Source organism: Erwinia sp. INIA01 (assembly GCF_025947915.1).
GTDB lineage: Bacteria > Pseudomonadota > Gammaproteobacteria > Enterobacterales > Enterobacteriaceae > Erwinia > Erwinia coffeiphila.
The window spans coordinates 14,690-29,604 of record NZ_JAPDNC010000007.1 but is presented as its reverse complement, the minus strand read 5'-3'; the positions used below and the strand labels follow the sequence as shown (position 1 = coordinate 29,604).

The 14,915-nt window shown below is 53.8% G+C and carries 12 protein-coding genes; all 12 read left to right on the top strand.

Annotation, left to right across the window (positions count from 1 at the left end; translation table 11 throughout):
• Nucleotides 1-71: 71 nt before the first annotated feature.
• Nucleotides 72-824, top strand: coding sequence for a (2E,6E)-farnesyl-diphosphate-specific ditrans,polycis-undecaprenyl-diphosphate synthase (gene ispU / locus OMR58_RS13535; protein WP_200563046.1), 753 nt, complete (start codon nt 72-74; stop codon nt 822-824).
• Between the two features lie 18 nt (nt 825-842).
• Nucleotides 843-1,700, top strand: coding sequence for a phosphatidate cytidylyltransferase (gene cdsA / locus OMR58_RS13530; protein ID WP_105595445.1), 858 nt, complete (start codon nt 843-845; stop codon nt 1,698-1,700).
• Between the two features lie 9 nt (nt 1,701-1,709).
• On the top strand, nt 1,710-3,059 hold the full coding sequence (gene rseP, locus OMR58_RS13525; protein ID WP_105595446.1) for a sigma E protease regulator RseP: 1,350 nt from the start codon (nt 1,710-1,712) through the stop codon (nt 3,057-3,059).
• Nucleotides 3,060-3,154: 95 nt separating this feature from the next.
• The gene (gene bamA / locus OMR58_RS13520; protein WP_264546190.1) at nt 3,155-5,566 is read left to right on the top strand and encodes an outer membrane protein assembly factor BamA; all 2,412 of its coding nucleotides are present in this window, start codon (nt 3,155-3,157) and stop codon (nt 5,564-5,566) included.
• Nucleotides 5,567-5,689: 123 nt separating this feature from the next.
• A complete protein-coding gene (skp, locus tag OMR58_RS13515) occupies nt 5,690-6,187 on the top strand; it encodes a molecular chaperone Skp (RefSeq protein WP_105595448.1) in 498 nt (165 codons plus the stop codon).
• A 3-nt stretch (nt 6,188-6,190) separates the two neighbouring features.
• Complete coding sequence (lpxD, locus tag OMR58_RS13510; RefSeq protein WP_264546189.1) at nt 6,191-7,213, top strand: UDP-3-O-(3-hydroxymyristoyl)glucosamine N-acyltransferase; 1,023 nt, start codon at nt 6,191-6,193, stop codon at nt 7,211-7,213.
• 159 nt (nt 7,214-7,372) lie between these two features.
• Nucleotides 7,373-7,828 (top strand): 3-hydroxyacyl-ACP dehydratase FabZ, encoded by a 456-nt coding sequence (fabZ, locus tag OMR58_RS13505; protein WP_105595450.1) that lies wholly within the window; start codon nt 7,373-7,375, stop codon nt 7,826-7,828.
• Between the two features lie 3 nt (nt 7,829-7,831).
• Nucleotides 7,832-8,620 carry an acyl-ACP--UDP-N-acetylglucosamine O-acyltransferase gene (gene lpxA / locus OMR58_RS13500; protein ID WP_264546188.1) on the top strand — a complete coding sequence of 263 codons (789 nt, stop codon included), beginning with the start codon at nt 7,832-7,834 and terminating at the stop codon, nt 8,618-8,620.
• A gap of 3 nt (nt 8,621-8,623) precedes the next feature.
• On the top strand, nt 8,624-9,769 hold the full coding sequence (lpxB, locus tag OMR58_RS13495; protein WP_200545306.1) for a lipid-A-disaccharide synthase: 1,146 nt from the start codon (nt 8,624-8,626) through the stop codon (nt 9,767-9,769).
• Nucleotides 9,766-10,389, top strand: coding sequence for a ribonuclease HII (gene rnhB, locus OMR58_RS13490; protein WP_200563038.1), 624 nt, complete (start codon nt 9,766-9,768; stop codon nt 10,387-10,389). Before lpxB ends, rnhB begins: the two co-directional genes overlap by 4 nt.
• Nucleotides 10,390-10,419: 30 nt before the next feature.
• A complete protein-coding gene (dnaE, locus tag OMR58_RS13485; protein WP_105595454.1) occupies nt 10,420-13,902 on the top strand; it encodes a DNA polymerase III subunit alpha in 3,483 nt (1,160 codons plus the stop codon).
• A 12-nt stretch (nt 13,903-13,914) separates the two neighbouring features.
• Nucleotides 13,915-14,874 carry an acetyl-CoA carboxylase carboxyl transferase subunit alpha gene (gene accA / locus OMR58_RS13480; protein ID WP_200545309.1) on the top strand — a complete coding sequence of 320 codons (960 nt, stop codon included), beginning with the start codon at nt 13,915-13,917 and terminating at the stop codon, nt 14,872-14,874.
• The last annotated feature ends 41 nt before the right edge of the window (nt 14,875-14,915 follow it).

Sequence of the window (14,915 nt, the reverse complement as noted above, 5' to 3'; positions counted from 1 at the left end):
CGAATTTTGTGCTGTGCGGGTGAAATATTCCTAAGCCGTTGTATTTCTGAACAAGGAAATCATTACGCGTTATGTCGTCCGAAAATTTATTACAAAGCGATGACCAGGCGGGGCTGAAGCCTCGCCATGTGGCCATCATTATGGATGGCAATGGCCGCTGGGCTAAAAACCAGGGTAAGCTGCGCATTTCCGGCCATAAGGCGGGGGTTAAATCCGTGCGCCGCGCCGTCAGTTTCGCCGTGAGCAATAAGCTGGACGCGCTGACGCTGTATGCCTTCAGCAGCGAAAACTGGAACCGTCCGCAGCAGGAAGTTCTGGCTTTAATGGAGCTGTTTGTCTGGGCACTCGACAGTGAAGTAAAAAGTCTCCATAAGCATAACGTCAGACTGAGAATTATCGGTGACATCAGCCGCTTTAATTCCCGTTTGCAGGAACGTATTCGCCGCGCTGAGGAACTTACTCAACAAAATAATGGACTAACGCTCAACATAGCCGCGAATTATGGCGGTCGTTGGGATATTATCCATGGTGTCAGAAAATTGGCCGAGCAGGTCCAGGAAGGTCTTCTTCGCCCCGATCAGATTGGGGAAGAGACGCTGGAACCTTATCTTTGCCTCAATGAACTGGCCCCTGTGGATTTAGTAATAAGGACTGGGGGAGAGCATCGCATCAGTAACTTCCTGCTGTGGCAAGTCGCCTACGCAGAGTTCTGGTTTACTGATACTCTCTGGCCTGATTTTGATGAACAAGTTTTTGAAGGTGCACTGAATGCGTTTGCACAACGAGAGCGTCGATTTGGCGGCGCAGCACCCGGCAGCGTATAGGCGCACTGGGGGTAATCTTTGCTAAAGTCTCGCCTGATTACCGCATTTATTTTAATTCCGATTGTGATTGCAGCGCTGTTTCTGCTGCCACCGTTAGGATTTGAGATCGTCATTTTAGTGATTAGCATGCTGGCTGCCTGGGAATGGGGGCAGTTCTCCGGCTTTGCTTCGCGTTCGCAGCGGATCTGGCTGGCGCTGCTTTGCGGCTTGCTGCTGGCATTTATGCTCATCACTCTTCCTGCTTATCAACATTTGGTTCAGCTGCCACAGGTTAGTGGTGCGCTCTGGCTCGCCTTAGGCTGGTGGATTGCGGCGCTGCTGCTGGTGCTGTTCTACCCGGGCTCCGCAGCGCTCTGGCGGACATCTAAGCCGCTAAGACTGATATTTGGTTTGCTCACGATAGTACCGTTTTTCTGGGGCATGCTGGCGCTACGCCAGTATCATTACGAAGCTGACCACTTCGCCGGTGCCTGGTGGCTACTGTACGTGATGCTGCTGGTATGGGGCGCCGATTCCGGTGCCTATATGTTTGGTAAGCTGTTTGGCAAACATAAGCTGGCACCGAAAGTTTCTCCGGGTAAAACCTGGGAAGGTTTTATCGGCGGGCTGGTCACCTCTGCGTTGCTCTCGTGGTTGTTCAGCGCGTTTGCTCCACTTGAGGTTTCCTTAGGCACGCTGTTGGTTTGCTCTATCGCGGCCGCACTGGCCTCGGTGCTGGGCGATTTGACCGAGAGCATGTTCAAGCGTGAAGCGGGCATCAAGGACAGCGGTAATCTTATTCCCGGCCACGGTGGCATCCTCGACCGTATTGATAGCCTGACCGCGGCGGTTCCCGTTTTTGCCTGTCTTTTACTGCTGGTGTTTGGGACTCTGTAGGGAAACATTATGTTGAGCGTACTCTGGAGTCTTGCTGCTTTTATCGTTGCGCTGGGGATTTTAATCACCGTGCATGAGTTTGGTCACTTTTGGGTGGCCCGCCGCTGTGGCGTCAAAGTCGAACGTTTCTCGGTCGGCTTTGGTAAGGCCCTGTGGCGTCGTCGTGATAAGCAGGGAACAGAGTACGTTATCGCCCTGATCCCACTCGGCGGCTACGTCAAGATGCTCGATGAGCGTGTTGAGAGCGTGCCGCCGGAGCTTCGCCATCAATCCTTCAACAACAAAACCGTTCTTCAGCGCGCTGCTATTATTGGCGCCGGGCCAATGGCCAACTTCATCTTTGCTATCATTGCCTACTGGCTGGTATTTATCATCGGCGTTCCCGGTGTTCGACCGGTTATTGGTGAAATAACCAGCAATTCGCCTGCTGCAATCGCGCAAATTACCCCAGGCATGGAACTTAAAGCCGTTGACGGTATCGAAACGCCTGATTGGGATGCTGTGCGTATGGCACTTGTTGCGAAGATTGGTGATGAAAGTACCACCGTCAGCGTAGCGCCGTTCGGTAGCGATCGGACAAGTGACAAACGCATCGATCTGCGCAACTGGCAGTTCGAACCCGATAAGCAGGATCCGGTTGTGGCCCTGGGTATTCAGCCCCGCGGACCACAGATAGAAACGACACTGGCGCAGGTACAGAAGAACTCCGCAGCAAGTAAGGCGGGTTTGCAAGCGGGCGACAGGATCGTTAAAGTCAGTGGTCAGCCGCTGGAGCAGTGGCAGGATTTTGTGACGACGGTGCGTGATAATCCGGGAACGGCAATCGCACTGCAGGTTGAACGTCAGGGCGGCACGGTTGATTTAACGCTGACGCCGGACATCAATCCACGTAATAAGGCAGAAGGGTTTGCCGGGGTAGTCCCTCGGGTTATTCCGCTGCCCGATGAGTACAGAACGGTACGACAGTATGGACCGTTTGCCGCTATCGGTGAAGCCAGTGCAAAAACCTGGCAGCTGATGAAGTTAACGGTAAGCATGCTGGGTAAACTGATTGTCGGTGATGTGAAACTGAATAATCTCAGCGGGCCGATTTCTATCGCCCAAGGGGCTGGGATGTCAGCGGAGTATGGCTTGATTTATTATCTGATGTTTCTCGCTCTGATTAGCGTGAACCTTGGCATAATCAACCTGTTCCCACTGCCGGTGTTAGATGGTGGACATTTGTTGTTCCTGGCGATCGAAAAGATCAAAGGGAAGCCGGTGTCCGAGCGAGTTCAGGACTTCAGTTATCGTATCGGCTCTATTTTGCTGGTGCTGTTAATGGGGCTTGCACTATTCAATGATTTCTCGCGCCTCTAGGAGCTCAGGAATTAGCCAGCGAAGGCCACAACAGGCCGCGTGAGCTGAAATCCCCTTAAGCGATGAGAACCAGTTAGGAAGAATGCATAACAACGATGGCGATGAAAAAGTTGCTCATAGCGTCGCTGCTGCTTAGCAGCGCTACCGTATACGGTGCAGACGGATTCGTAGTGAAGGATATTCATTTCGAAGGCCTGCAGCGAGTCGCCGTCGGTGCGGCATTGCTCAGTATGCCAGTCCGCGTGGGAGACACTGTCTCCGATGAAGATCTCAGTAATACTATCCGCGCACTTTTTGCGACCGGGAATTTTGAAGACGTTCAGGTCCTGCGCGATGGCAACACGCTGATTGTTCAGGTTAAAGAGCGTCCGACGATTGCCAGCATCACCTTCTCCGGCAATAAAGCGGTGAAAGAAGACATGCTGAAGCAAAACCTCGAAGCTTCAGGCGTGCGTGTGGGTGAAGCACTGGATCGCACCACTATTTCCTCGATTGAGAAGGGACTGGAAGACTTCTACTACAGCGTCGGTAAATACAGTGCCAGCGTTAAAGCAGTGGTAACGCCGCTGCCGCGCAACCGTGTTGACCTGAAGCTGGTGTTTACCGAAGGTGTTTCCGCACAGATTCAGCAGATCAACATCGTTGGTAACAAAGCCTTCAGCTCTGAAGAGCTGATCTCCCGCTTCCAGCTGCGTGACGAAGTGCCGTGGTGGAACGTGGTGGGCGATCGTAAATACCAGAAACAGAAACTGGCCGGTGACCTTGAGACGCTGCGCAGCTTCTATCTGGATCGCGGCTATGCTCGTTTCAACATCGATTCCACCCAGGTCAGCCTGACGCCGGATAAAAAAGGCATTTACATTACCGTTAACATCACCGAAGGCGATCAGTACAAGCTCTCTGGCGTGACGGTAAACGGCAACCTGGCAGGGCACTCGGCGGAGATCGAAGGGTTGACTAAAATCACCCCGGGTGAACTCTATAACGGTGCCAAAGTGACCCGTATGGAAGACGATATCAAGAAGCTTCTGGGGCGCTATGGCTATGCCTACCCGCGCGTTCAGACTCAGCCTGAAATCGACGACAGCAATAAAACCGTTAAGCTGCATGTGAATGTGGACGCGGGCAACCGTTATTACGTGCGTAAAGTTCGCTTTGAAGGTAACGATACCTCGAAAGATTCCGTACTGCGTCGCGAAATGCGCCAGATGGAAGGCGCATGGCTGGGTAGCGACCTGGTTGAGCAGGGTAAAGAGCGCCTGAACCGCCTTGGTTACTTCGAAACCGTGGATACCGATACGCAGCGCGTACCGGGCTCGCCGGACCAGGTAGACGTCGTCTATAAGGTGAAAGAGCGTAATACCGGTACGCTGAACTTTGGTATCGGTTACGGTACTGAAAGCGGCGTCAGCTTCCAGGTGGGTGTGACCCAGGATAACTGGCTGGGTACCGGTAATACGGTCGGTATTAGCGGAACCAAAAACGATTATCAGACCTATGCTGAATTCTCTCTGACCGATCCGTACTTTACGGTCGACGGTGTCAGCCTGGGTGGTCGTATTTTCTACAACGACTTTAAAGCAGATGATGCTGACCTGTCTGACTATACCAACAAGAGCTATGGTTTAGACGGCACGCTGGGCTTCCCGGTGAACGAAAACAACACCCTGCGTGTGGGACTGGGTTATGTGCATAACAGCCTGTCTAACATGCAGCCGCAGATTGCTATGTGGCGCTATCTGCGTTCTGTTGGGCAAAATCCAACAATTGCGGGTGATGAAGACTATTCGGCCGATGACTTCACCTTTAACTACGGCTGGACATACAACACGCTGGACCGCGGTTTCTTCCCGACGTCCGGTAACCGTACTAACCTGAATGGTAAAATCACCATTCCTGGTTCAGACAACGCCTTCTATAAGGCAACGCTGGATACGCAACAGTATCTGCCGCTGAATCAGGATCGTACCTGGGTGATGTTGGGCCGTGGCCGCGTAGGTTATGGTGACGGGCTCAGCAGCAAAGAGCTGCCGTTCTATGAGAACTTCTATGCCGGTGGATCCAGCACCGTGCGTGGCTTCCGTTCCAATAACATTGGTCCGAAAGCGGCATACCTGAACAACGGTTCTTCAGACTGTTCCGGCACTGACGTGAACAAAGTCTGTAATTCAGACGATGCGATCGGTGGTAACGCCATGGCTGTCGCCAGCCTTGAGCTGATTACGCCAACGCCATTTATCAGTGAGAAGTACTCGAACTCGGTACGTACGTCACTGTTTGTGGATGCGGGTACGGTCTGGGATACTAAGTGGGAAAACACCGCCGAAACGCGTGCGGCAGGTATTCCTGACTATAGCGATCCAAGCAACATTCGTATGTCTGCAGGCTTAGCGTTGCAGTGGATGTCACCTTTAGGTCCTCTGGTGTTCTCCTACGCTCAGCCGTTTAAAAAGTATGATGGAGATAAAGCCGAACAGTTCCAGTTTAACATTGGTAAAACCTGGTAATTCGGTGTAGCAAGGAAGTACGCAAAAGAGTATCGCGCAGTTAAGTGATGGCCTGCTTAAGCAGGCCACACAATGCGCAACACATGTGTCCATGACACAAACGTTGATGGTAAGGAGTTTATAGTGAAAAAGTTGTTGTGTGCCGCAGGTCTGGGTATTGCTATGGCGGTTTCCGCTGGAGCCCAGGCAGCTGACAAAATTGCAGTGGTGAACGTTTCCAGCATTTTCCAACAGTTACCAGCGCGTGCGACCGTTGCGAAGCAGCTTGAGAATGAATTCAAAGGCCGTGCTACCGAACTTCAGGGCATGGAACGCGATCTGCAAACTAAAATGCAGCGTTTACAGCGTGACGGTTCTACCATGAAAGCCAGCGATCGTAGCCGCCTGGAAAAAGACGTGATGGCACAGCGTGAAACCTTCTCAACCAAAGCGCAGGCTTTCGAGCAGGATAACCGTCGTCGTCAGGCTGAAGAGCGCAACAAAATTCTGAGCCGCATTCAGGATGCCGTGCAGAAAGTTGCTGATAGCGAAGGCTATGATGTGGTTATCGATCAGAATGCTGTAGCCTATTCGGCTAAAGCAAAAGACATCACTGCAGATGTACTGAAACAGGTTAAATAATACATGTCTTCAATTCGACTGGCTGATTTAGCCCAGCAGTTGGATGCAGAATTGCACGGAGATGGCGATATCGCCATCTCCGGCATTGCTTCTATGCAATCCGCTCAAACCGGTCAGATCACTTTCCTTTCCAACAGCCGTTATCGTGAACAGCTGGCTACCTGTCAGGCGTCTGCCGTGGTGCTGTTAGAAGCAGACCGCGAATGCTTTGCTGGCGCGGCTCTGGTAGTGAAAAATCCTTATCTGACCTATGCCCGTATGGCACAGTTGCTGGATACCACACCGCAGCCGGCCACCGCTATCTCGCCTCACGCAGTGATCGATCCTACTGCGACTTTGGGCAAAAATGTCTCGATTGCCGCAAATGCGGTGATCGAATCCGACGTCGTGCTGGGCGATAACGCGGTTATCGGTGCTGGCTGCTTCGTTGGGAAAAAAGCACGAATTGGTGCCGGTAGCCGCCTTTGGGCCAATGTGACCGTTTACCACGAAGTGCAAATCGGCAGCGATTGCCTGATCCAGTCAGGTACAGTCATTGGTGCTGACGGTTTCGGCTATGCCAACGATCGCGGCAATTGGGTGAAAATTCCCCAGCTCGGCACGGTCATTATTGGCGATCGCGTTGAGATCGGCGCCTGTACCACCATCGATCGTGGTGCGCTGGATAACACTCAAATCGGGAATGGTGTTATCATAGATAATCAGTGCCAGATTGCACACAATGTTGTGATCGGTGACAACACTGCCGTTGCAGGCGGAGTGATTATGGCTGGCAGTCTTAAGATCGGTCGTTACTGCATGATCGGCGGTGCCAGCGTAATTAATGGTCATATGGAAATTTGTGACAAAGTAACCGTCACTGGAATGGGAATGGTGATGCGACCAATCACCGAACCTGGGGTATACTCTTCGGGGATTCCACTGCAGCCCAACAAAACCTGGCGCAAAACTGCAGCGCTGGTGATGAACATCGACGAACTGAGCAAACGCTTGAAGGCCGTCGAACGCAAGGTTGATAAAGACTGAGCGACGATTCACCACTTACGCTGCCCAGCTTTCATAAATAGAACATGCTAAGCAGGGAAAGCCAAGCGCACGGAAATGATTTGCGGCCTGCTAACGATCTCCGATTGTTGCAGGCCGTGTTATTGATGCCATCAGAATGTTTAGGACAGGAAGAGTATTTTGACTACTGAAACGCATACTCTGAAGATTGAAGAGATTATTGAACTACTGCCGCACCGCTACCCGTTTCTGCTGGTCGATCGCGTGCTTGAGTTTGAAGAGCACAAGTATCTGCGTGCGGTGAAGAACGTCTCGGTTAACGAACCGTTTTTCCAGGGCCATTTCCCTGGTAAGCCGATTTTTCCAGGCGTGTTGATCCTGGAAGCGATGGCTCAGGCCACGGGAATTCTGGCGTTCAAGAGCGTAGGGAAACTGGAACCGGGTGAGCTGTACTACTTCGCCGGAATTGACGAAGCGCGCTTTAAGCGCCCTGTAGTGCCTGGTGACCAGATGATCATGGAAGTGACCTTCGAGAAAACCCGCCGTGGGTTAACGCGCTTTAAGGGCGTGGCAACCGTTGACGGTAAAATTGTCTGCGAAGCAACAATGATGTGTGCCCGCAGCCGGGAGGCTTAATTCGTGATTGACAGCACCGCCGTAATTCACCCAAGTTCGATCGTTGAAGAAGGTGCCGTCATTGGCGCTGGCGTTCAGATTGGTCCCTTTTGCGTCGTAGGCGCTAATGTATCAATCGGTGAAGGCACGATTCTAAAATCGCACGTCGTGGTGAATGGCCATACCCGTATTGGTAAGGACAACACCATTTACCAGTTTGCCTCCATCGGTGAGGTAAACCAGGATCTGAAATACGCCGGTGAACCTACCCGTGTTGAGATTGGCGATCGTAACCGCATTCGCGAGAGCGTGACTATCCACCGTGGTACTGCTCAGGCAGAAGGCGTGACCAAACTGGGTGATGATAATTTGCTGATGGTGAATGCGCATATTGCCCATGACTGTGTCGTTGGCAATCGCTGCATCCTGGCGAATAATGCCACGCTGGCAGGCCACGTTACCGTCGATGACTTCGCGATTATCGGTGGTATGACGGCGGTGCATCAGTTCTGCATCATTGGCGCGCATGTGATGGTCGGCGGCTGTTCCGGTGTGGCGCAGGACGTTCCTCCTTACGTTATCGCCCAGGGTAATCACGCAACGCCATTTGGTATTAACCTTGTAGGCCTGCAGCGCCGTGGCTTCAGCAAAGATGCCCTGCACGCAATCCGTAATGCTTACAAGCTGCTGTACCGCAGCGGTAAGACGCTGGATGAAGTGAAGCCAGAGATTGCCGAGCTGGCGAAAGTGCACCCTGAAGTTCAGCCTTTCTATGACTTCTTTGCGCGCTCGACCCGGGGTCTGATTCGTTAACTCATGCCTAAGCATCCCTTAACGATTGCCCTTGTCGCCGGAGAAACCTCCGGCGATATTCTTGGTGCCGGTCTGATCCGTGCGCTGAAGGCAAAGCATCCTGATGCCCGTTTCGTTGGCGTAGCGGGCCCGCTGATGCAGGCCGAAGGCTGCGAAGCGTGGTATGAGATGGAAGAGTTAGCCGTGATGGGTATCGTCGAGGTACTCGGACGGCTGCGCCGTATCCTGCATATTCGCCGGGATCTGACTGCCCGCTTTACCGAGCTGAAGCCCGATGTTTTCGTCGGTATTGATGCGCCCGATTTCAATATTACGCTGGAAGAACGTCTGAAACAGCGTGGTATCCGTACGATTCATTACGTCAGCCCGTCAGTCTGGGCATGGCGGCAAAAGCGGGTATTTAAAATAGGCCGTGCTACCGATCTGGTGCTGGCCTTCCTGCCGTTTGAAAAAGCCTTTTATGACCGCTTTAATGTACCCTGCCGCTTTATCGGCCATACGATGGCCGATGCGATGCCGATAGAGCCTGATAAGCTGGCTGCGCGGCAGGAACTGGGCATCGCGCCCGATGCGCTTTGCCTCGCTCTGCTGCCGGGAAGCCGCAATGCCGAAGTGGAAATGCTCAGCGCAGATTTCCTGCGTACCGCCATGCTGCTGCGGCAAAAATACCCGCAGCTGGAGGTGGTTGTACCGTTGGTCAATCCGCGCCGCCGCGAGCAGTTTGAAAAGATAAAAGCCGACGTTGCGCCGGATCTGACCATGCATTTGCTGGATGGCAAAGGCCGCACTGCAATGGTGGCCAGCGATGCCGCACTGCTTGCCTCCGGCACTGCCGCGCTGGAGTGTATGCTGGCGAAATGTCCTATGGTCGTGGGCTACCGTATGAAGCCGTTCACTTTCTGGCTGGCGAAACGCCTGGTGAAAACGGATTATGTTTCACTGCCCAATCTTCTGGCCGGTCGTGAGCTGGTGAAAGAGCTGTTGCAGGACGAGTGTGAACCGCAGAAACTGGCTGCGGCGCTGGAACCACTGTTGTTCAACGGTGAAGCTCGTCAACAGTTACTGGCGACCTTTACCGAGTTGCACCACCAAATCCGCTGGAATGCGGATGAACAGGCTGCGGCCGCCGTACTGGAGCTGTGTCCATGAGTGATTTTATTTATCCCAACGCCGCGCTGATTGCTGGCGTTGATGAAGTAGGGCGTGGCCCGCTTGTCGGTGCCGTGGTAACCGCCGCAGTAATTCTCGATCCTGCCAACCCTATCCAGGGCCTGGCCGATTCGAAAAAACTGTCTGAAAAGCGGCGGCTGGCGCTGTACGATGAAATCGTCGAGAAAGCGTTGAGCTGGAGCCTGGGACGGGCAGAACCGGAAGAGATCGATCGGATCAATATCCTGCATGCCACTATGCTGGCGATGCAGCGTGCCGTGGCCGGTCTGCATATCACGCCTGATTTTGTACTGATTGACGGCAACCGCTGCCCGGCGCTGGCGATGCCCAGCCAGGCTGTGGTCAAAGGGGATAGCCTGGTGCGTGAAATCAGTGCGGCTTCCATTATCGCCAAGGTGACGCGCGATCGTGAAATGGCCGAGCTGGATCTGCTGTATCCCGAATACGGTTTTGCCCAGCACAAAGGCTACCCAACCGCCTTGCATATGGAAAAACTGACGCAGCACGGTGCAACGCCGCATCATCGCCGCAGTTTTGCTCCGGTGCGCAATGCGCTGCTGGATGCTGAAATTGCCGCTACGCGTTCCCGTACGCTGTAATCTTCCCCTTCAGTTTTAACGGAATCCCAGATGGCCGAACCTCGTTTTATTCATTTACGCGTTCACAGCGACTACTCCATGATCGATGGACTGGCGAAGACGGGCCCGTTGGTGAAAAATGCGGCGAAAATGGGTATGCCGGCAATTGGTATCACCGATTTCACCAACCTGTGCGGGCTGGTCAAGTTTTACGGGACTGCACACGGGCAGGGAATGAAGCCGATTATCGGCGCAGATTTTAACGTTGCCAGTCCGCTGATGGGCGATGAACTGAGCCAGCTGACCGTGCTCGCTGCGGATAACGAAGGCTATCAAAACCTTACCCTGCTGATTTCCCGCGCCTACCAGCGTGGCTACGGACCGGCGGGCCCGACCATTGACCGCGACTGGCTGATGGAGCACCAGCAGGGCATTATTCTGCTCTCCGGTGGGCGGCGCGGTGACGTCGGCAAAATGCTGCTGCGCGGCAATCCCACCGGCGTTGCCGAGTGCCTGAGCTTCTACCAGACCTATTTCCCGGATCGTTACTATCTGGAACTGATCCGTACCGGCCGCCAGGATGAAGAGGTTTACCTGCACGCAGCGGTCGATCTGGCGATTGCTGAAGGGATACCGGTAGTGGCAACCAACGAAGTCTGCTTCCTGCAGGAAGATGACTTTGACGCCCATGAGATCCGTGTGGCGATCCACGACGGCTTCACGCTTGACGATCCCAAGCGCCCGAAAAACTACAGCCCGCAGCAGTATATGCGGACGGAAGAGGAGATGTGCGAGCTGTTCTCGGACATCCCGGAAGCGCTGGAAAACAGCGTGGAAATTGCCCGACGCTGTAACGTGACCATCCGCCTTGGTGAATACTTCCTGCCGCAGTTCCCGACCGGTGAAATGACCACCGAAGATTTCCTGGTGATGAAATCGAAAGAGGGGCTGGAAGAGCGTCTGGAATTCCTGTTCCCTGATGAACAGCTGCGTGCCGAACGCCGGCCGGAATATGACGAGCGTCTGGATGTTGAACTCAATGTTATCAACCAGATGGGGTTTCCTGGCTACTTCCTTATCGTAATGGAGTTTATCCAGTGGTCGAAGGATAATGACGTACCGGTGGGGCCGGGTCGTGGTTCCGGTGCCGGTTCGCTGGTGGCGTATGCGCTGAAAATCACCGACCTCGATCCGCTGGAGTTTGACCTGCTGTTCGAACGCTTCCTCAACCCTGAACGTGTTTCCATGCCGGACTTCGACGTTGACTTCTGTATGGAGAAGCGCGACCTGGTCATCGATCACGTGGCGGAAATGTACGGGCGTGAAGCGGTATCGCAGATCATTACCTTCGGTACGATGGCGGCGAAGGCGGTTATTCGCGATGTGGGGCGCGTGCTCGGGCATCCGTACGGCTTCGTCGATCGTATTTCCAAGCTGGTGCCGCCCGATCCGGGGATGACGCTGGAAAAAGCCTTTGCCGCTGAACCACAGCTGCCGGAAATCTACGAGGCGGATGAAGAGGTTAAAGCGCTGATTGATATGGCGCGCAAGCTGGAAGGCGTCACACGTAACGCCGGTAAACACGCCGGGGGCGTGGTTATCGCGCCGACTAAAATTACCGACTTTGCGCCGCTTTACTGTGATGAAAACGGCAACCACCCCGTTACTCAGTACGATAAGAATGACGTGGAATACGCAGGGCTGGTCAAGTTCGACTTCCTCGGCCTGCGTACGCTGACGATCATTGACTGGGCGTTGGGAATGATCAACGCGCGGCGTAAAAAAGAGGGGCTTGAGCCGATCGATATCGCGGCCATCCCGCTTGAAGACCAGAAAAGCTTCGACATGCTGCAGCGTTCGGAAACCACCGCGGTCTTCCAGCTTGAATCGCGCGGCATGAAGGATCTGATTAAGCGCCTGAAGCCCGACTGCTTCGAAGATATGATCGCTCTGGTTGCCCTGTTCCGTCCCGGGCCGCTGCAATCCGGCATGGTAGATAACTTTATTGACCGTAAGCACGGACGTGAGGAAATCTCCTATCCTGATATTCAGTGGCAGCACGAGTCGCTGAAGCCGGTGCTGGAACCCACCTACGGCATCATCCTGTATCAGGAACAGGTTATGCAGATTGCCCAGGTGCTGGCGGGATACAGTCTGGGCGGCGCGGACATGCTGCGTCGCGCAATGGGTAAAAAGAACCCGGTTGAAATGGCCAAGCAGCGCGGCGGCTTTGAAGACGGCGCGAAAGCTCGCGGCGTTGACGGCGAACTGGCGATTAAGATCTTTGACCTAGTGGAGAAATTCGCCGGGTACGGCTTTAACAAATCACACTCTGCCGCCTATGCGCTGGTTTCCTATCAGACCCTGTGGCTGAAGGCGCACTATCCGGCCGAGTTTATGGCCGCGGTAATGACCGCCGATATGGACAACACCGAGAAGGTGGTTGGCCTGGTGGATGAGTGCTGGCGTATGGGCCTCAAGGTGCTGCCGCCGGATATTAACTCCGGGCTGTATCAGTTCCACGTTAATGACGATGGCGAAATCGTTTATGGCATCGGGGCAATTAAGGGCGTCGGCGAAGGCCCGATCGAAGCGATCATTGAGGCGCGTAACGAGGGAGGATACTTCCGCGAGCTGTTCGACCTCTGTGCCCGTACCGACACCAAAAAGCTGAACAAGCGGGTGTTGGAAAAACTGATTATGTCCGGTGCATTTGACCGTCTGGGGCCACACCGTGCCGCGCTGATGAGTGCGCTGCCCGATGCGTTGAAGGCTGCCGATCAGCATGCGAAAGCAGAAGCGATTGGCCAGGCGGATATGTTTGGCGTGCTGGCGGAAGCGCCTGAGCAGGTAGAAAAGTCCTATTCTGACGTCACACCCTGGCCTGAACAGATCCAGCTGGATGGCGAAAGAGAGACTTTAGGGCTTTACTTAACCGGTCACCCGATTAATCAGTATTTAAAAGAAATTGAGCGCTATGTCGGTGGACTGCGCCTGAAAGACATGCACCCGACCGAACGTGGCAAAATGACCACTGCGGCCGGTCTGGTGGTGGCGGCCCGCGTAATGGTAACAAAACGCGGTAACCGGATTGGTATCTGTACACTTGACGATCGTTCGGGTCGTCTGGAAGTGATGTTATTCACAGATGCGTTAGATAAGTTCCAGCATATGTTGGAAAAAGACCGTATCCTGATCGTCAGCGGACAGGTCAGCTTTGATGACTTCAACGGCGGGCTTAAAATGATGGCCCGAGATATGATGGACATCGACGAAGCACGCGAAAAATATGCGCGTGGACTTGCTATATCGCTGACGGACAGGCAAATTGATGACCAGCTTTTGAACCGTCTCCGTCAATCCCTGGAACCCCATCGTTCGGGGACAATTCCGGTACATCTCTACTATCAGAGAGAGGATGCGCGGGCGAAGTTGCGCTTTGGCGCGACCTGGCGCGTGTCGCCCAGCGATCGTTTATTAAACGATCTGCGGTCGTTGATAGGATCGGAGCAGGTGGAACTGGAGTTTGACTAAAACAGGATTATTATGAGTCTTAATTACCTGGATTTTGAACAGCCAATCGCAGAGCTTGAAGCGAAAATTGATTCACTGAAATCGGTTGGCCGTCAGGATGAAAAACTGGATATTAATCTGGATGAAGAAGTTCAGCGTCTGCGCGATAAAAGCGTGGAACTGACCCGTAAAATCTTCTCCGATTTAGGTGCATGGCAGATCGCGCAGCTTGCGCGTCATCCGCTGCGTCCTTATACGCTGGATTATGTTCGTAACGTTTTCACCGATTTTGATGAGCTGGCGGGCGACCGTGCCTATGCCGATGATAAAGCCATTGTTGGCGGCATCGCTCGTCTGGAAGGCCGTCCGGTGATGATCATTGGTCATCAGAAAGGGCGCGAAACCAAAGAGAAAATTCGCCGTAACTTCGGCATGCCGGCACCGGAAGGTTACCGTAAAGCGCTGCGTCTGATGGAGATGGCCGAGCGTTTTAATATGCCTATCGTCACCTTTATCGATACCCCTGGTGCTTATCCGGGTGTGGGTGCGGAAGAGCGCGGTCAGTCTGAAGCTATCGCCCGCAACCTGCGTGAGATGTCCGGTCTGAAAGTGCCGGTTATCTGTACGGTGATTGGTGAAGGTGGTTCAGGTGGTGCACTCGCTATCGGCGTGGGCGACAAAGTGAATATGCTGCAGTACAGCACCTACTCGGTGATCTCACCGGAAGGCTGCGCATCGATTCTGTGGAAAAGCGCTGACAAAGCGCCGCTGGCTGCGGAAGCGATGGGGATTATTGCCCCACGTCTGAAAGAGCTGAACCTGATCGATACCGTGATCCCGGAACCGCTGGGCGGCGCGCACCGTAATCCACTGGCGATTGCTGATTCTCTGAAAGCGCAGCTGCTTTCAGATCTGGCGGAGCTGGATGCATTGAGCAAAGAGGAATTGCTGGATCGTCGTTATCAGCGCCTGATGAATTACGGCTACGCTTAATTTCGTCATCCTCGCAACCAAGGCCCCTCAGGGGCCTTTTT

Coding starts and splice junctions, on each gene's coding strand:
- accA (WP_200545309.1), top strand. CDS start 13,915: ATGAGTCTTAATTACCTGGATTTTGAACAGCCAATCGCAGAGCTTGAA.
- bamA (WP_264546190.1), top strand. CDS start 3,155: ATGGCGATGAAAAAGTTGCTCATAGCGTCGCTGCTGCTTAGCAGCGCT.
- ispU (WP_200563046.1), top strand. CDS start 72: ATGTCGTCCGAAAATTTATTACAAAGCGATGACCAGGCGGGGCTGAAG.
- lpxB (WP_200545306.1), top strand. CDS start 8,624: ATGCCTAAGCATCCCTTAACGATTGCCCTTGTCGCCGGAGAAACCTCC.
- lpxD (WP_264546189.1), top strand. CDS start 6,191: ATGTCTTCAATTCGACTGGCTGATTTAGCCCAGCAGTTGGATGCAGAA.
- rnhB (WP_200563038.1), top strand. CDS start 9,766: ATGAGTGATTTTATTTATCCCAACGCCGCGCTGATTGCTGGCGTTGAT.
- rseP (WP_105595446.1), top strand. CDS start 1,710: ATGTTGAGCGTACTCTGGAGTCTTGCTGCTTTTATCGTTGCGCTGGGG.
- dnaE (WP_105595454.1), top strand. CDS start 10,420: ATGGCCGAACCTCGTTTTATTCATTTACGCGTTCACAGCGACTACTCC.